Genomic DNA, 18,413 nt, shown 5'->3' with positions numbered 1-18,413 from the left:
GATCAACGCCAATCCGGTTTTTACTCATTGCCAGAATAAGCAGCTTGCAGCAAAAACAGATTGTCCGTTTCGATGCTCCCTCTGCCACCCAACTTGCTCTGAGTAGTCTGTCACCCGGGTTCACATTGGTTTAAGATTTATCTAGCGACTCAAGAAAATCTTTAGCTGCCAATGATTAACGGTTGGAGTGGAAAAATCCTTCATGCTTTTGAATACGATGACACGACTTTTTCCTTTGTGGGCGGTTATCTTTTCAACCTTGGCTTATTTCTTCCCCGAAAGCTTTGACCACCTTGGTTACCTGATTACTCCCGGACTCAGCCTGATCATGTTGTTTATGGGACTGACCTTATCAGTGACCGACTTCGCCCGAATCAAAAATCGTTTACCCGCACTCTCTGCAGGAGTGATTCTGCAATTTGGCATCATGCCTTTTGCCGGGTTATTGATTGCACAATTTCTGAGTCTTCCTGCCGATCTGACAATAGGCATGATTCTGGCGGGCAGTGTTGCCGGGGGGACCGCTTCTAACGTGCTGTGTTATCTGGCCAGGGGCGATGTTGCACTGTCCATTTCAATGACCGCTGCATCAACCCTGATAGGCGCTTTCGCTACCCCCTTGTTAATCAGTCTGCTTGCCCACCAGTATATTGAAGTGGAGCCACTGGCAATGATGTGGAGCTTGGCCAGGATAGTTGTTTTACCAGTGGCACTGGGGGTTCTGATCAATCATTTCTGCCATGGTTTTGTGCAAAAACTGAACCCCCTGTTTCCCGTCTGTTCCATGGCTAGCATCCTTCTGGTCATTGCCGTCGTCGTGGCGTCTAATGCTCAGGAGCTGCCAGAAATTGGACTCATTACCATTCTGGCAGTGGCTTTGCACAATGGCACAGGACTGAGTCTGGGTTATCTGGCAGCACATCTGTCAGGCTTTGACCGGAAAACCTGCAAGACCGTCGCCATTGAAGTCGGGATGCAGAACTCCGGTCTGGCCGTTGTTCTGGCTACCAAATTCTTTATGCCTGCCGCCGCCCTGCCGGCTACATTCTTCAGCATCTGGCATAACATCACAGGCTCTGTTCTGGCGGCCTGGTGGGCAAAGAAAGATACCGTTATTCAAACCGGTGAGCGATAGATCTGATCTCTTCTATAATCGCCCTTAGCCCATTGCCCCGTGATGGGCTCAGATGGTTGTACAGGTCCAGACTGGCAAACCATCCATCGATATCAAAACGACTGATGTCTTTTGGTGTACAACCGTTAAAGACGGAAATCACGATAGCGATGAGCCCCCTGATCACTCTGGCATCAGAATCCGCGGCGAAGAACAGCTTCATGGACTGCTCGTCATAAAAATGATGCAACCAGACGGTACTTTCACAGCCATGAAGTCGTGACTCTTCGGTTCTCATCGTTTCTGGCAGGGGAGGCAGTTTCTTGCCAAGCGTCATAATATGAAGGTACTTTTCCTGCCAGCTTCGGGCATTGGTGATTGTCTGGAAAATCTGATTTTTCGTAAACTCGGCCGCATCTTCACCTTCAAGCTGGTTGAAGAAGGCTGAATCAGCTTTAACCTCTTTGCTCTGGGGAACAGCATCAAACTCGCCGTTCACAATACCGGTCAGTGCCAGCAGGAAGGCATCCACATCATCAAGTGTGTTATAGAGAGAAAAGGAAGCTCTGACGGTTCCTGACAATCCCAGATGCTCCATCAACGGCATGGTGCAATGATGGCCAGTCCTGACGGCAATACCCTGTTGATCCAGCAATAGACCAATATCCTGATTGTGAAACCCTTCGACCACAAAAGAGACGACAGACACTTTCTCTCTGGCTTCCCCCACCAACGTGACTCCGGGAATATTCCTCAGACCTGCTTCCGTTTTCCTTCTCAGCCTGTCTTCATGCTCAGCGACCTCTCTCATATCCAGTGATCTCATAAAGCGGATGGCTTCCCCAAGTCCGATCACACCCGACACATTGGGAGTACCCGCTTCGAATTTGAAGGGTAAATCGTTGAACGAAGTGCCGCTGAAACTGACCTTCCGAATCATTTCTCCCCCGGCCTGCCAGGGTGGCATGTCTTCCAGTAAGGCTTTACGACCGTATAAAACACCGATACCGGTTGGGCCAAATACTTTATGGCCGGAAAAAACATAGAAGTCACAGTTAAGTTTCTGTACGTCAATGCAAGAGTGCGCCACTGCCTGGGCGCCATCCACCAGCACCAATGCGCCCCTGGCTTTGGCTTCAGGAATAAGGGTTTGAAGCGGGTTCACTGTTCCAATCGCGTTGGAGACATGGGTAATAACAAGAATCCTGGTTCTGTCCGTCAACTGTTCACGAAAACTGTTGCTATCAAGCTCTCCCTGCCTGGTGACACTGATGACTTTGATCACAGCGCCTGTTTGTTCGGCGACCAGCTGCCAGGGCACAATATTGGCATGATGCTCCATGGCCGAAAGCAGAATTTCATCGCCCGGCTGCAACTGACTTCTGCCCCAACTTTGAGCGACCAGATTCAGAGCTTCTGTCGCGCCCCGCGTCCAGATAATTTCATCAGAACTGGCGGCATTCAGGAAATGCTTGACCTCCTCCCTCGCGTCCTCAAAAGCATGGGTTGAGCGAGCACTCAGGTAGTGTGACGCTCGATGGACATTGGCATTGGCTTCCCGATAAAAGCGATCTATGGCCTCAATGACCGGGAAAGGTTTCTGGGTGGTGGCAGCATTATCCAAATACACCAACGGATGGCCATGGGCACGCTGTTCCAGAATGGGAAACTGCTTTTTCAGGTTCATAAGAGCCTTTCCTGATTCGATGCGGGCATTGTATTGATGAATGCGGATTATTATCAATTAACGGTAGCGACAATATTAAAGTCTGGATTTCTGACGATGCTTAGCCTGTAAATTATCAAGAAACGAGAAGTTATCTACCTTATGGTTGTTCTTCTCTGGCATTAACCATTTATGCTCACATAAACCTCAGGGTGTTCTAGAATACACGCTGCATTGTTGTAATTGGAGATTTAATTATGTCGAAGCAAAATGCAAACCAAACTTTTACGATAACGTTTTTTACGATTTTGTTATGGCTGTTCTCCCTGAACGCCTACCCCGTTGGTCTGGCAGAGATAGAATTCTTACAGGGAGCCGGTGCCGATACCTTCACAGTAACTACGGGACTGCCAAGAGAATGTATCGACCATGTCTCACCGTGGACTTTGCAGACGACTCCGGGAAACGGACAAACCATGAGAATTTATTACCTACAGGGGGCGGGTTTCTGTGATGTAGATCCCTCTATCCAGCTGTTCGAGGTTAAAAGCAATCAACACTCTGACAAGGTTGCCCAATTTAAATGGTTAAAAGACGCCGGTGAAGACCCAACTTTGGTGGAAATTTACGATCCTGATCGGTTATTAACGGTTGATGCTGGCGATGTCTATCATATTAAAGTTTGGGCCAGCTATGGTGGTCAGCCTCACTAAAAACTCAGGTATATTGAAACACTTCAATGTGAAGCGAACTTCTAGCTGGCCAGAACTTTATGAAGGTCACTTTCAGCTCAGATTTTTATCTTCCTGAGAACAGGCCGACTGCTTAATCCAAAGTTCAGCAGGTCAATAAGCACAACCTCTTATTCCAGAACGTTGGAACCAATTAGAAAATAGCGCATTACCTTAAGAGTCTGCTAAACACACAATGCGCAAAAATACCCAACGCGGACAAAAAACAAAGCTTGTTGGAGCTTCTGTACTCTTGACTGCTGGACTTCAAAGCGTGTTTGCTGCGGAGCCTGCAAGTGAAGAATACGACTTTGCCGGAGTCCCCTTCCTGTTCAGTTCTGAAGACTGGGGCACTGCTTTGGGTGGTGCCGGACTTATTAAAGGCATTGGACAACCACAAGCCTCTCTGTTCGGAACCGCCATCGCCTCCAGCAATGGCTCTGCGATGGCCTATGCCGGTCTTTATAACCTCATCACTCCCGGTTTTGATCAGATGCTGGTGAGTGTCAATGCGCTTTATGGTGATTACAAACGGTCCAATTATTATTTGACCGGCAACCCTGACTTTTCCGAGGAGCAAGCAGGCAGCAATGAGTCGAGCAAGGAAAACTTCATAACTCCCGGCAGTATTGAACAAAGCTATTCAGCCCGTTTCAAATACATTTTGCCCATTGCAGAAGGTCGAAATGGTGCACTGTCCAGCCTGAAACAGGATGCACTGGGCAATGCTGCTGCGGGTAAAGTCTGGAACCCTCTGACATCCGGCATCAGCTCTTTCGAAATTCAGCCTTTTTACGAAAGTCTGGAACTTGAAGACCACTCAACAGATTCTGCAGACAAGGCTGCCGGTATCAAGCTCACTCTGGATTACGACAATCGTAACGCCAGTCAATTGCCGACCCGCGGCAGTCAGACAACCTTCACTTACACCAAAGACTGGGGTAGCGAAAGCCGTGTAGACTGGACAACCTGGCAATTTGAGTTCAGTAAGTTCTTTAACCTGGGTAGCAATGACTATCTTGATCAGCAGGTCATCGCATTGAACGCCTGGCTGGCTGATACGCCCACCTGGAACGACACTACCGATGTCAATGGCGTTGAAGAGTACAAGCGCCCCCCTTCTTTTGCCGGGATCTCCCTGGGAGGCTGGGATAAGCTGAGAGGATACAACAACGAGCGTTTCCATGGCCGATCAGCAGTGTCTTATAGTCTGGAGTATCGAGCTGTTCCCCTCTGGCAGCCACTTGAAAATCTGCCTTTCATCGGACCTCTGTACGATATTCCCTGGTGGCAATGGACCCTGTTTCTTGATGCTGGCCGCGTTGCAGACGACTTCGACCTGAGAGAACTCCACACCGATATGAAATACAGCGTGGGTGGCGGTGTCCGCTTTAAGGTGGAAGGGGTCACTGTAAGAACTGAAATCGCCAGCAGTAAAGAAGACAACCGGCTTCGAATCTTTATTAACCAGCCCTTCTGAGGATTTACCAGTGAGGAAACTCTGCCTCACTGGCTCTTTTCACCTTAGCGGAATTTTAATTATTTCTGGCAGATGCTGACTGCGTGTGTTATAACTGAAGACACTTTAAATAACTTGATTTGTGTTTGTCAGCCATGAAATTCAACCCCATAAGCAACATCATTCTGCTACCAGTCGTGGTGATTAACGTCTCCGCGCGGGGGTCTGTTGGCTGACAGATCAGAGTTTCGAGGAACCCCCCGCACCGAAAGGTTCGGGGGGTTTTTTCGTACTTGGGGCCTGAAAACCCGGCAAGTATAAACAAGATAACAACTCCAAACACAGAGGATAGAACCATGCTAAACGTAAACAACAAACTGATTATTGCTATTCTGAGTCTGGTCACTGTGGCAGTCGTCAGCCTTCCTGAACTGCTGCTGATTATCTTCCTTGTTGCCGTTTTTTTCTTTGCGCAACAATGGTTTAAATTAAACACTGGCAAGCCTGTTCGCATCAAGTCTGAAGTTCATCCCGGGCACAAGAGAGGTCAACCCCATGAACGGCGCTAATGCACTGGTAAGAAATCTTTCCCAGCGCGGGATCCGGCATGTTTTCGGTTATCCCGGTGGCACAATCATGCCAGTGTATGACGCCCTTCTGGATTCCAATATTGAGCACCTTCTTTGCAGACATGAACAGGGAGCCGCTTTCGCTGCTATTGGTTATGCCAGAGCCAGTGGAAAAACCGGAGTCTGTATTGCTACTTCCGGTCCCGGCGCAACCAACCTGATCACCGCTTTATCTGACGCCATGCTGGACTCCATCCCTCTGGTAGCCATTACAGGTCAGGTACCTGTTGCCATGATGGGAACGGATGCCTTCCAGGAAATCGATATTCTGGGTATGACACTGGGTTGCACCAAGCACAGTTTTCTGGTGACGGACCCGAATGATATCTGCGAAACCCTGAACAAAGCTTTCGATCTGGCTCAATCTGGCCGCCCGGGTCCTGTTCTGGTTGACCTGCCAAAAGACATTCAGCAGGCAGAAGCTCACTATGCACCACCGCTCAACGTGATAGAAGAGAGAGCTGCCGACAGTTATGACAAGATTGAAACAGCCATCTCATTGCTCCGCAAGAGCAACAAGCCCCTTGCTTATATCGGTGGCGGAGCAGGAATGGCTGATGCGATAAACGAACTCAGGACATTCCTGACAGAAACCGGTCTTCCCAGTGTTTGCACTTTGAAGGGTATCGGAGCGGTTTGTCCTGAGGACCAGGGCTACCTCGGTATGCTGGGCATGCATGGAACCCGGGCTGCCAATCTGGCCGTGCAGGAATGCGACTTGCTGATAGCCATCGGAGCCCGCTTTGATGACCGGGTCACAGGCAAGCTTGAGAGCTTTGCCCCCGATGCGAAAGTCATCCATCTCGATATTGACCCGGCAGAATTTGGTAAGCGTCGCCTGGCTGATGTCAGCCTCGGTGGTTGCCTAAAGAAGAATCTCAACAGCCTGACCATTACGTTAGATCAGGGAGACTGGTTACAACACTGTATAGCCAGCCGCGCTGCCTGCCAGTGGTTTTATGACAAACCCGGTAAGGATATCTTTGCGCCTCTGCTTCTGAAACAGTTATCTGAAGCCTCCAGCGATAACTCTGTCATCAGTTGTGATGTGGGTCAGCACCAGATGTGGGTAGCCCAGCACATGAGCTTCTCTCATCCCAACAACCATCTCTCCAGCGCCGGGCTTGGCACCATGGGCTTTGGCCTGCCGGCAGCGATAGGCGCAGCCATTTCAAGACCGGAAGACGATGTGATACTGGTTTCCGGGGATGGCTCTTTCATGATGAATGTACAGGAGCTGGCTTCGATCAAAAGAAAACAGCTCCCCGTCAAAATTGTCTTACTCGACAATCAGCGGCTGGGCATGGTGAAGCAATGGCAGGAACTCTTCTTTGACCAGCGCTACAGTGAAACTGACCTTTCGGACAATCCTGATTTTGTTACGCTGGCCAGTGCATTTGGCATTGAAGGCAGAATGATTACCGAAAGACATGAGGTGCTCCCGGCCCTGCAAGAAATGCTTCTGGCTCCGGGGCCAAGAATGCTTCATGTCTGTATTGATGAGCGAGAAAACGTCTGGCCCCTGGTACCACCCGGCGCCGCCAACCACGAAATGATGGAGGCAAGAGCATGAGCGATTCCAAAACCCACTTCTCTCTGACCATCCAGTGTCATAAAAAACCAGAGGTGATGGAGAGACTCCTGCGGGTAATCAGACACCGGGGATTTGACCTCGAGAGCCTATCCATGAGCAGCTCCGAGTGTGGGAAAATGGTTTCTGCTGCACTTGATGTCTCCGGTGAGCGCCCCGTTGAGACGCTCACCCGTCAGATAGCAAAGTTATATGATGTTCTTCAGGTGAGCCAGCCCCCGAAAACGGAAGCAATCCCCCGGGAAAGTATCATTTGAGAACAGGGTCAGGAAAGGCGAGCACCTGGCCTTTTCCGACTTTCTTCTGACTCATTGGTAAACATATACAGCTCTTTGCTGCGGATATGTTCCAGCAGTGCATCGCTGATGAACTCCCTCATCCAACGATGCGCCCTGTTCATCTCCCAATACTCAGGCCAGACAATATCGAAGCTGACTTGCGGAATAATTTTAGGGCAATCGCGAATCACATAGCCTGATAGATCGTCTATGAACATGGACAGTGAAGCCGGAGCCATGAGCACACAGTCTGTTCCCTTGATTAACGCCAGGCTGACCGAAAGACCGGGCGACCAGGTTTTCACCTGAACCTTACTCAGGAAATGGTTGATCTCGCTCTGTTGATGCAGATTGATATTATCCCGTTGCACTACAAAGGAAAAAGACTTCAGAGCCTCCTCTGAAAAAGACTCATAGGCCAAGGGATGGTTTTCACAAAGAATCAGGCACATCCGATCTTTCATCAGTGAAAAACTGGATAATCCTTCTTGCCGGGCGCCCATATAGCCAATGGACAGATCCAGCTTTCCAGCTGCTACATCAACAGCGGGATTAATGGCCTGCAACTCAAAGGTCAGCCCGGGTGCCACCGCCCATATTTTCTGCAGTACTTCTGGCAGAATCCGCTCCAGCACCGTGTGCCCCGAAGCAATCCGGAAATGTCGCTGGGTGGTTGCAATATAAAACTGCTGGTTTTCAAAAATACTGCTCGCTTCCGTGACTACTCTGTTCACATCTTCATGCAGTGACATAGCTTTCTCGGACAAGAAAATCCGATTGCCTTTTCTCACCAGAATCGGGTCATTCAATGCTTCCCGCAACTGGGCCAGAGTTCGACTCATGGCAGACTGGGTAACACACATCACCTGTGCTGCTTTGGAAACACTCTGGGTGTCCAGCAGGGCTTTCAGGCCGGGCAGCAGGTTCAGGTTCAGTCTGGAAAGGTTCATAAATACAGCAGAGGGATTGATAGAAAATAAAAGTATGGCTAAAAGCCCTACATTATGAATAAAAAACCTTTCAGAAAACCTTTCTTGAAAGCCACGTATCCCAAATGTATCACCTTAAGTCAACTGTTAGAAGAGCTACTTGATGCCTTTAGGTAACACCCGAAACTCATAAAAGTACAAATACTTATTTAGCCTTTCATTTGATTGGCAATCAGGTACACTGGAATTGTGCACTCGTTTACAGGCATTACTGAAAGCGCAGTTAAGGAGGGTCCATGAACCATAACAAGTACAAAGAACTGCAGGATCTGGTGGACAACTACCTGGACTCGGGGTTATCGGCCAGAGAGTATGTTGAAGCCTGTGTGGATGCAGGCGATATAAGCGCTGCAGAAGCCCTGAAGTTGCTGTCTGTTCTCAGGGAAGCTCAATCTGTCACCTTCAAGTTGGCCGAAGTCGCGGACTATGAGAACCCCGGACTTCAAATGACGCTCATGCGCAAGGGGGAGGAATATGAACATGATAATCCTCTCTTTAATATCACTTTTGATGAAAGCCTCGATCCTGACAGGGAGGAAGTGATCGATCTATTACAGAGCTTTGCCAAGGATCTGGCAGTGCTGGCAACCCGTGGGGAGCTGAACGAAGCCGAAGCAGTGGACTCTATTGATGAGAGCCCTGAAGAATGGCTTGATCACCCGAACATAATGCCAGCCAGTGAAACCCGTCATTAACCGGATACTTTACATCACTCAGGTAGATGGAACCAACGACCTCCTGGAGGCCTGAGCTCCAGATAGAATTTGCAAAAGCGCCCGTTCAAGGGCGCTTTTTACTTTGGGAGCCTTTCGGACTGAACTCAAAAGCGCAGGCCAAACCCAGGTCAAAAAAAACTCTTCTGAAACAGCTGATCGAGACGCTTTAACGCGTCAAATGCGTGAAGACCAGAAAGTCTGATGCCCAGAGTCTCACCACAAACCAGCTCAAGACCCAACAGTTTGACCAGACTTCGTCCATTGACATACTCACCATTCTTACTGACATTGCGCACATAAACACGAGCATCATAGTGCGTCAGGGCAGCGATAAAGGCACTGCCGCACCGGGCATGTAAACCATTAATGTTGTGGATGAGATACTCTCTGGTCAGTTCATTGCTTTTCGTGCATGCACGACTGACCCAGCCTCTCTCACAGGTTTCCCTCTGGCTTTGGTTCAAGTAAGCCTTTTGCCATTCACCGAGACTGCCCAGCCCCGGTAATGGTTTGCCCTCGAGCGCATCCACAATTATTTCAGGCTCACGGGTACGGGCCAGATAATGACAGAGAGGACGATTATCAAGAACACGGGTCAGACCACCCAGAATCCTGAGGTGTTCATGGCATTGAGCAGCTATGCCAAAGGCCAAAAAAACAAGTTGATTTACTCCCCATTCAACACCTTCAGGAAACTGAACGACAACTACGCCCGTTTTTTTAATGGCACGCCGAAGCTCTGGCATGCCATGAGGTATGGCGATACCGTTATCCAGAAACGTGGAAGCAAGGCTCTCCCGGGCGTGAATACCCGGAAGGTAGTCGGCTGAAACCAAACCGGTTTCCAGCATTTTTTTGCCAGCTAACTGCAAAGCCTCCTGCTTGCTCTCAGCCTCCTGCTGCAAAAAGATCTGTCTTTTTTCGAGTTTTAACATCAGTGAACGAACCGCGCTAAACCGTCCCAGCCAACATACTATAGCCGAAACGCAAGAAGGCATTTATAGCCAGTTATCCTTCCGGTCAGTGTTTTTATAGTCAACGCCTCTACAAAGGTAGACCGAGTCGGGACAGAATTCACTATCGAGGTACAGATCCTGACTTCAGGCTGACTCAACTCTCAGTAATTGCAGGCCCGTCTGCCCTTCAACCTGATGAGTGTTAATTTCTAATTGGCCTCTCGCCATTGCGCGTTTTAACCAGTAATTGGCAAGCCAGGGACCCAGTAGAGGCACTCTGGCACCACGAACCTTAATGGAGGGTTGCCTGAACTGAACAATATCCTCTTTCAGGGGAGCCTGAACGGATAGAGCCAGATCAGATCCCACCAGCCAGCTCAACAACAAAGACAGCTTCCCCAGCACCTTGAGAGCAGGTACTTTCAGAGCAAAACTCACTTGTGGTGTATCGCCCTTAACCGCTACCTTCAACTGACTGACCTCTGGACAATGGCTTAGATCACCCAAAAGAATCTCTGTCCTCGGCAATGCTGCTTTTTCAGCAGTTTCCTGAACTGCGCTGGACGCTCGCTCCTTGCGTTCAGTTTCAGGTTCAGACTTTATATCGCTATAACTCACGGAACTTTCGGATAGAGGAGCCGCTATCTCTTCTGGTATTTGAGGAGGCAACCCGGTGCTGATGTCAGCCTTTTCATCGATTACAGGGGTCACCTCCACCTCTTTGGGTAAGGATGACGGTATCACATGGGTCGATAATTCTTTCTGTTCGTCCGGAGTAGAAAGCGGTTCCGGTTCACCCAGCAAGCCCAGGCAAAGCAGGTTCATGATCTGATTGGACGACTGAGGATTCATACCCATTTTCTCTTGGAACAGCTGATCCAGTTCACTGACTTCATGCGGCTTCCCCATCAGATCAGAGATAGCAAGGGCCATCAACTCCTTATCTGCAACCGGTCGCTGTCCGGCTACGACACGAACATCTCCCGCAGCCAGACAGGCAACGCTGCCCAGGTCGACAGAAAGGTAACTGCCGATACCAAGAGGATTATGGGTACCAATGGAGCTGTAATGTTCAGAGGTACAAGCCTGATACTGTTTCCATAGCCGTTCCAGTTTCCGAAACTCAAGAGGAAAGTCCAGTCGCAGTAATTGGTGAACAATCTCTCCCATTGGCGGATTCACTTTCAGAGAGACATCTTTCAGGCTGACAGGAAACGCTTCACGGGTATCTGACACTTCGTTGACCAGCCCCAGGTTCAGGACGACATCGGGCACTTTGATTGCCAGCACACCATCCTCACCCAAACGGAATCCGGAAAACTTCAGAGAGGCGGACGATAACTCGCCATGGGCTGTGTCTGTAAAGTCGATGCGCTGCTCACCAAACCCCATGGATGCAGAGGTAGAAGGGTCTGATGCCTGCTTTTTGGCAAGTCCTCTTAAGGTATGAAAGAGCTTCAGGGCATTTTGGTAAGAATGGATGGATTGGCCAGCATTGGTTTCGCGATAAATCATGGCCGCAGTCCGCTGTTTCTGCTTCGACAACTCTTCTTTCCTTTGCTCAAGCAATTTCCGGGCTCGTTGCAGATCTTTCCGGCAAGAGGCCAACATGACCTGGCAACCCTTTTTCGCCTTGCTTTCCTTCATCCCTGGAAGATCATCTTCCAGCATCTTTACCGTCTTCTCTCTTGACTGACACAGACCGACCGCAGCATTGGCTTTTACGGCAAAGCCATCTTCCCGCTCTCTGGACTTTTTAAGACTGTGAGCGCCCAGTTCTTTTTTCCAGGTCGTCACCATCGGAGCAAATAATCGGATGACCGCTTCTCCCATCGCTTGTATGAACAGGTCTGACTTCACCCCTCTCTCTTCCGTTTCCAAACCATCAAGCGAGCATTGAATAACATCACCCAGGTGCCTTTTTGCATCCGATCCTGATGTCTCTGCATAGAGAGCTCCAAAGGCCTCAGAGCATTTTTTGTAGGCGCTGAAAGTCTCTGTCTTTCTACAGGTCAATAAGTGGTTCAATGGCTCGGCTAGGGGTTCGCCAATGCAAACACGACAGCTCCCCTTTATTTTGATGGGGCCAACCGCTTTATCTTCTTCCAGGGAAAAGCAATCGGCAGAGATTTCGGGTACTTCCAGCTCCAGCTGCCCCTTCTCAAAACAGAAACGACTGGTATTAAGGACCAGATTTTTAACCTGAAAGTCATAACGGTCAGGATCGGTCACTTTCACATCACCCAGACGCATTTCAAACACCTTGCCACGGTGCTTCTCCTTCTTGTTTCTTTTGAAAACATCTTTCAGTACCGCAAGGGCTTGGATACCGGTTGAAATATTCTCTTCCAGCACCTTCATACTGTGCGCCAGTTTTCTTTTAGCGACTGGAAGCGACTGCTCATAAGAACGCACCTGTTCAGCGGATCTTGTTAAATAAGCCTTTTTGAGAACCAGCTGTGCCTTTATGCTCAGTTGCTTTTCAACCAGAATAATGTAGTGATCCATCTGCTCAGGCGTCAGGACCTCGATACTTTTGCGTAGCCTTTGCAGTGACTCCTCAGTATGCTTCAGACTGAGCTCAAAGGCTTCGATATCCCGCTTAAATGACTCCTGATTCTCAAGCTCATCATTGATTAAATCGCGAAACTCTTTCTGAGTGGCACCGGCAACCGATGAAATGGCAGAGCTGAAAAAAGAGATAAAACTGGACGACAGTGAACTGAGCGCACGGGTCAACAGGCCGGGTTTAACCGGGACTGTCTCTATTCCCCTTTCAGCCAGTGATCGGAAAGGTTGATATTCTGAACGAGACAGGATCTGTTTGCGGGTAGTCTCTTCCTTACGAACTCCGTGGACTTCATTGGGTAAGTTTGAAGACGGAGGGATATTCAAGGGCTTCCTGCCCGTTCCTTTATTGCCTACTCTCATTACTTTTTATCCCAACGGCTCTGGCCTGCAGGCATCAGACAGTTCTAACCCGAGACTTTTGAGCAAGATTTAAACGCTTCTGCTGCTCAACATGGTCCAGCTCCAGCTGATACTGCTGCTGCCTGAGCCTGCGATTAACCAGAAAAGTCGCCAACCAGACAACCGGGTTTAAGGAAGTTCGCTTCTTCAATTGAACAAAAGGTGATTGCAGTTGCAATTCTGAACTTTTTCGGTCAATGGGCAGAGTTACCTCTACAGCCACCTCTTTTTTGCCGAGGAAAAAGCCCATCCACCAGGACAGCTTTTTCATCAAACCCCGGGGAGCAATACGCATTTCAAAATCAGCGACTCTTTTTCCTTTTTCTGTCCGGAACCTTGGATTAATGACTCCAATGCACTCGTGCAGGTCTTTGAACTTTAAACCTTCTGGTGATTTTTCTGTGGCAGGCTTAACGGAGGCCCGGGACAGAGGCCGAGTGGTCGCTGCGTTTGCCACTTCGGACGGTTTGACCTCTTCGGGTAACGATGATGAGGATGGAGTGACTGCCCGGTTTTTTCGAGGGTTCACCAGGATTGACTCAAGCCTTTCCGGCTCAGCAACGGAAGCATCCACCGTTACCTTCCGGGGAGACTCAGGATTTTCTGCCGCTGTGCCTATTGAAGTGGTTAAGACAGGTTCAGGTTTTGAGATCTCAGCATTCGGGGTTGTATTCTCTGGTGGCTCTGTCTCTGGAACAGGGGTCATCACTTCCGAACTGTGAGTGACCTCTTGCTCCGGCAGTGGGGAAGTCTGTGGGATTGGTGGCTCTTGTCCAGAGAATGGCAAGACCAGATGTTCCAGTTTTTCAGGTGCAAAAACAGCACTGTCAGCAAAAACACCTTCCTCACAAAGCTTCCAGACTTTCTGCTGAGACTCTTTGGTTAAACCTGCCGACGCCAGTGCTGACTCCATAGCCTTGGCATCAACATTCGCCGAGAGGAGGTCTCCGGTTTTCTCGACAAACGCCTGCCTGTGCTGCTCATACGGGCTAGCTTCCTCTCCTGAGAAAGCCACCTCTCCCTCGCGGGTCAGACAGGATACCGCCCCCAGGTCAATCTCTAAATAATCGGAGATTTTAGTCCCCCCCGAGTGCTTCTTTTTGGTCGTCTCGTTGTAAATGGGCGTAACCATTTTATCCAGCATTTTGGAGTCCACTGGAAACTTCAGCTGCAAGAGTTCCTTCACCAGAAGTCCAAAAGGTGGCCGAATTTTGATTGCTGCACCTCTGACGATGACCGGTACCGACTTTTTCTCTCCCGTCACTTCATTCTGAAGAGTGATATGGCTGGCCATTTCCGGAATAGTCAGCTCCACGACACCGGATGGACTGAAAGAAAAATCAGACACGTTGACCTTAAGCTGGCTCAATTCAACAGAACTGGTACCCGATACGGGAATATTCATTCCCGAAATAGCAATATGCTTTTGTATACCTGTCGGGCTGCCATTAGCCACAGCCGCCAGCCCGTAGACCAGATCGATCATCCCCCGGTTCATATCAAATGACGAGTCAATATTCTTTGATCGTTGTTGCTGAACGCTTCTTAACTGTTTGCTGTGGGTTAACTCACGGATTTTGGCTTCTCTCAGTTCCGCTATCGCTTTCAGATCTTTGGTGGCTTGAAGACTCAATTGTTGACAACGGTCTTTTGCTTCACCCTCAGGCAGGCTTTTTATATCTTCCAGCAGTTGATAAAGATCGTCTTTGCGGTCTTTTTCTTCTTTGTCCAAACTTTCGCAAACCACTTCCAACCCTTTATGCTTCCATTGCTTCTCAAGATCCAGTGCAACAAGAGGAAGCTCGGGGCTTCCCGACATGAACGGGATCATCAAATCAAGCAGCGAGTGAGCAAACGGAGCGTCTTGCAGCGCCAGGGTTTGTCCATCTTTTTTTTCTAACTGAAGGCTTTTAATCGACACTTCTGCCACATCAGCAGGCTTCAGCTGTTTGCTCATGGCATTAATATAAATGGGAGCTTTCAGGATGTTCTCGGTCAACACCTTGTACAAGTATTCACTGGTCGGTGGCTTCAGTTTGATACTGATTCCTCCGGACAAAGTCATTGGCTCAACCTCGCCACTGGCTCCCATTGACGATAAGTCTGCCCTGATATCGGCAATATCCAGTATCAGCTCTTTTGTGGGAGACATATAACACTGCTCAATAAACACACCGATGTTTTGTACCTTCAGCTCAGCACCGGAGGACAGTGTGGTCGACAGGTTCCCCAGGTTGAGGTGATAAACCTTGCCAGCAGGCAGTCCTTTTTTGGACTTTCCAAAGACCTGTTGAAGCCCATGTATCAGTTTAAGTCCGGGACCCATTTGCTTTTCGATCAACTTCAGGAAGTCCTGTGTCTCTTTCCTGATCTTCTGATCCCAAACTTTCAGGAGAGGCTTCGTCTCCTTTATCCCATGAAAGTTTCGCTCTAGCCTGCTCAGCTGAGCTCTTAATTCAAAAAGCCTTTTTTGGAGTTTTGAAAATTGATCCTGCTTTTTGGTTTCCAGACGAGGAAGCTTTTTTCTCAATCCCTTCAGTTCGGTCTGAATCGATTTCATCTCATGCTGTAAGCCCTCCAGTTTCTTTTTGTTTTCGTTGGCAAACTGTTCATTGCTCTTTAATTTATCATCGGCCTTGTTGCCAGTCTTACCGATTCCGGCTCGGATAAACCTCATCGCTAACTTGGAAAATCCTGTCAGGAGGGTGGCCCAGAAGCCTCCCTCCACTTTCTCAATGACAACATCCCGTTTGTGGATAGGCACATATTGGGGGTGCAGACCTGCTTCCCCCTGCAATAGCGAGCCGGTGGTTTCGTCAACAGACACATCCCGAGGCCCCATTTTAGCCTTGGATGGTTGAGTAGAAGGTATCGATTGATTTTGAACTGTTTGCTGCCTGCCCCCGGGGCCATTAACAGGTAGATTGGAGCCACCAGTTGCCATGTCATTATCCATGCTCAGAGAGTTTTTTTTTATATCGCCACATTGCCACTGAGCTTGAAACAGCCCATCTCGCCACGACTTTGATGAATTAGCCATGACCCACCAACAGAGTCTCTGGAGCACAAACAGTTAAGAGCAGATAATTGAGGCAGGTTCTGGGAGTTTGTCAGTGGCGTCAAAGTACCAGGGTACATCACTGCCCACTCGGCGGGTTGTGTTAATCAAGGTGAGTTGTGAAGAAATACTGCCTGACACCATGGGTGAGCGCAGGCAGTCAATCATTTCATTTCAGTTCAGTGACTTGCCTCGTTCCATTCTCACTGCTGGTCACCAGGCGGAAGCCATCGTCGATGAAGTCTACGAAATTGACCGGCCCATCATGTTGAACGGTGGTTTTTTCTACCCATGATCCGTCGACCATCTTGTCACAGACTTTTGCCGTGTGATCGTCACTGGCGGTCACCACATGCATTTCATCAGCGCTGAAGGTTGCTAATGTGATCGGCCCGTCATGAGAAATGGCAGTTTTGGTTACCCATGCTCCGTCGGCCCCCAGGGCATGAACTCCCACCCTGTGATCGTCGCTGACGGTGACCACATGGAGCTTATCGTCGCTTAAGGTGGCTGAGTTGACAAGACCTTTAGCGGCAATGCTAGCCTCTTTTGCAAATGATCCATCGGCCTTCCGATTGTAGATATTCGCTATGCCATCGGCATTGATGGTCACCACACGGCGGTCATTGGTTCTGTCACCTTGAAGATGGGAGCCTGCCTGTTGTAGACCTTGATGACTTAAAAGTTCACCCTGGTCAGCTTTAGTAATAACCCATCCGAAACCAGCACCTGTTGGTTTGCTCTGTGGCTGAACAGGTTTTGTCAAGTCTGGGGTTGAAACCCCAACAGCGGCGGGTGTATTTACGTTATTCATATAAAGTTCCTTTCATTAAGTTAGTTTTCTCCTTGATTGCAAGGATGTTGATTTGAAGATCATCCAACATTGATGTCCTTCGGTAACTCAGAGTTGCCTTCAGGATAAAAGTTCATAACATTGATGTAAGCGCAACTAACAAGAAGACAGCAAGCTGATGATCTGCTTAAAAACCGTGACTTCGAGCAAAAAAAGGACAAGGAAACCCCTTTGATTTAACTATCTTTTATAAAACGCTATACTTTCATCGCGCCTTACTCGCCACAAAGAGCGCTTTTTTATGAACACCCCTTCATTAAAAGTATCGGTCATTACAGCCTTTCTTCTCAGCGCCATGGCTCTTGCCGCCGTTGTTCAGATCCCAATCGTTCTTGCCTGTACAGGCATTACACTGGTTTCAGAGGACGATGCGGTCATCCAGGCTCGCACTGAAGAGTGGGGATCCTTTGATCTGGAATCAAAAATTATGGTGATACCACGAGACACCGCCTTCACGGGTCTCACGCCTGATGGCAAACCGGGCTTAAAGTGGAAAGCCAAATACGGTGTCGTTGGCATCAATGGCCTCAATAAACCAGCGCTTATTGATGGAATGAACGAAAAAGGCTTAGCCGTTTCAGTGCTTTACTTGCCAGGCACTGCCGAGTTTCCACCCTATGACCCGGCCAAAGCAGCAAACACAATTGGTCCTCAAGACATCAGCAACTGGGTACTCTCTACCCAGTCGACAATAAAAGACATAAAGCAAAATCTTCCAAAAATAGATGTTGCCCCCGTAAAAGAAAAAGGCTTAGGCAATATCGTACCGCCGATTCATTTCATGATGACAGATCGCTCCGGAGCATCAATTGTGGTGGAGTACACCCATGGCGGCAAGCTGAATATTTATGACAACCCCGTCGGCGTGTTAACTAACAATCCTGAGTTTCCCTGGCATCTGCAAAACCTGAAAAATTACGTCGGCCTCACCGCCAAAGCCAAACCAGACATTAAAATAGGCGATCTGGAGTTGGCGCCACACGGCGCTGGTTCGGGCATGATTGGCCTGCCTGGCGATTACTCACCCGTATCTCGATTTGTTCGCGCAGCGGCACTGCGAAACACAGCACGCCCCGTCGAAAATGGCTATGCCGCCGCAATGGAATCACTGCGCATCCTGAACAACTTTGATATTCCTTCTGGTGCAGTATTTGCCAGAGATGAACTCCCCAAAGACGACACACTGGGCTCCACTCAGTGGACGACGGCTATGGATACCAAAGACCTGAAATACTATTACAAAACCATGTTCAACAGCCGTATTCGAGAGATTGATTTCGCATCGGTAGACTTTGATAAACCCGGGATTCGTTATCGCGATTTAGATCTGAAAAAACAGCAGGATTTGAAGGTCGTCGATATTAAATAGTCCCTGTGACATAGGAATCATCAACCCCCGTCTG

14 protein-coding genes are annotated in these 18,413 nt (G+C 49.0%); 8 read left to right on the top strand and 6 right to left on the bottom strand.

Features of this window, described 5'->3' with window-relative positions; genetic code table 11:
* Nucleotides 1-202: 202 nt before the first annotated feature.
* The gene (locus tag P6910_RS05225) at nt 203-1,135 is read left to right on the top strand and encodes a bile acid:sodium symporter family protein (protein ID WP_317145228.1); all 933 of its coding nucleotides are present in this window, start codon (nt 203-205) and stop codon (nt 1,133-1,135) included.
* Here P6910_RS05225 and P6910_RS05220 read toward each other — a convergent pair.
* Nucleotides 1,113-2,801, bottom strand: coding sequence for a SufS family cysteine desulfurase (locus P6910_RS05220; RefSeq protein WP_317145227.1), 1,689 nt, complete (start codon nt 2,799-2,801; stop codon nt 1,113-1,115). The genes P6910_RS05225 and P6910_RS05220 overlap by 23 nt on opposite strands.
* A gap of 236 nt (nt 2,802-3,037) precedes the next feature.
* Here P6910_RS05220 and P6910_RS05215 point away from each other — a divergent pair, with 236 nt between their 5' ends.
* The 5 genes from P6910_RS05215 (at nt 3,038) to ilvM (ending at nt 7,447) form a co-directional block, all read left to right on the top strand.
* Nucleotides 3,038-3,493: a hypothetical protein gene (locus P6910_RS05215; protein WP_317145226.1), complete on the top strand. Its 456-nt coding sequence runs from the start codon at nt 3,038-3,040 to the stop codon at nt 3,491-3,493.
* A gap of 271 nt (nt 3,494-3,764) precedes the next feature.
* Nucleotides 3,765-4,991: a BamA/TamA family outer membrane protein gene (locus tag P6910_RS05210; RefSeq protein ID WP_317145225.1), complete on the top strand. Its 1,227-nt coding sequence runs from the start codon at nt 3,765-3,767 to the stop codon at nt 4,989-4,991.
* Nucleotides 4,992-5,326: 335 nt separating this feature from the next.
* Nucleotides 5,327-5,539 (top strand): hypothetical protein, encoded by a 213-nt coding sequence (locus P6910_RS05205; protein WP_317145224.1) that lies wholly within the window; start codon nt 5,327-5,329, stop codon nt 5,537-5,539.
* The gene (gene ilvG / locus P6910_RS05200) at nt 5,526-7,172 is read left to right on the top strand and encodes an acetolactate synthase 2 catalytic subunit (RefSeq protein WP_317145223.1); all 1,647 of its coding nucleotides are present in this window, start codon (nt 5,526-5,528) and stop codon (nt 7,170-7,172) included. The genes P6910_RS05205 and ilvG overlap by 14 nt, the downstream gene beginning before the upstream one ends.
* The gene (ilvM, locus tag P6910_RS05195; RefSeq protein WP_317145222.1) at nt 7,169-7,447 is read left to right on the top strand and encodes an acetolactate synthase 2 small subunit; all 279 of its coding nucleotides are present in this window, start codon (nt 7,169-7,171) and stop codon (nt 7,445-7,447) included. The genes ilvG and ilvM overlap by 4 nt, the downstream gene beginning before the upstream one ends.
* Nucleotides 7,448-7,455: 8 nt before the next feature.
* On the opposite strand, the gene P6910_RS05190 is transcribed toward ilvM, so the two are convergent.
* Nucleotides 7,456-8,418 (bottom strand): LysR family transcriptional regulator, encoded by a 963-nt coding sequence (locus P6910_RS05190; protein WP_317145221.1) that lies wholly within the window; start codon nt 8,416-8,418, stop codon nt 7,456-7,458.
* A gap of 275 nt (nt 8,419-8,693) precedes the next feature.
* On the opposite strand from P6910_RS05190, the gene P6910_RS05185 reads away from it, so the two are divergent.
* On the top strand, nt 8,694-9,152 hold the full coding sequence (locus tag P6910_RS05185; protein WP_317145220.1) for a hypothetical protein: 459 nt from the start codon (nt 8,694-8,696) through the stop codon (nt 9,150-9,152).
* 149 nt (nt 9,153-9,301) lie between these two features.
* On the opposite strand, the gene P6910_RS05180 is transcribed toward P6910_RS05185, so the two are convergent.
* From P6910_RS05180 to P6910_RS05165, 4 genes are all read right to left on the bottom strand, one after another.
* Nucleotides 9,302-10,108 carry a PTS sugar transporter subunit IIA gene (locus P6910_RS05180; protein WP_317145219.1) on the bottom strand — a complete coding sequence of 269 codons (807 nt, stop codon included), beginning with the start codon at nt 10,106-10,108 and terminating at the stop codon, nt 9,302-9,304.
* A 165-nt stretch (nt 10,109-10,273) separates the two neighbouring features.
* The gene (locus P6910_RS05175) at nt 10,274-13,060 is read right to left on the bottom strand and encodes a hypothetical protein (RefSeq protein WP_317145218.1); all 2,787 of its coding nucleotides are present in this window, start codon (nt 13,058-13,060) and stop codon (nt 10,274-10,276) included.
* Between the two features lie 34 nt (nt 13,061-13,094).
* On the bottom strand, nt 13,095-16,139 hold the full coding sequence (locus P6910_RS05170) for a hypothetical protein (RefSeq protein WP_317145217.1): 3,045 nt from the start codon (nt 16,137-16,139) through the stop codon (nt 13,095-13,097).
* 187 nt (nt 16,140-16,326) lie between these two features.
* The gene (locus P6910_RS05165; protein ID WP_317145216.1) at nt 16,327-16,971 is read right to left on the bottom strand and encodes a WD40 repeat domain-containing protein; all 645 of its coding nucleotides are present in this window, start codon (nt 16,969-16,971) and stop codon (nt 16,327-16,329) included.
* Nucleotides 16,972-17,251: 280 nt separating this feature from the next.
* On the opposite strand from P6910_RS05165, the gene P6910_RS05160 reads away from it, so the two are divergent.
* A complete protein-coding gene (locus P6910_RS05160) occupies nt 17,252-18,379 on the top strand; it encodes a choloylglycine hydrolase family protein (RefSeq protein WP_317145215.1) in 1,128 nt (375 codons plus the stop codon).
* Nucleotides 18,380-18,413: the final 34 nt, after the last annotated feature.

It is taken from the genome of Endozoicomonas sp. 8E (assembly GCF_032883915.1).
In the GTDB taxonomy this organism is placed as follows: domain Bacteria; phylum Pseudomonadota; class Gammaproteobacteria; order Pseudomonadales; family Endozoicomonadaceae; genus Endozoicomonas_A.
This window is presented reverse-complemented; position numbering and strand designations above follow the sequence as displayed.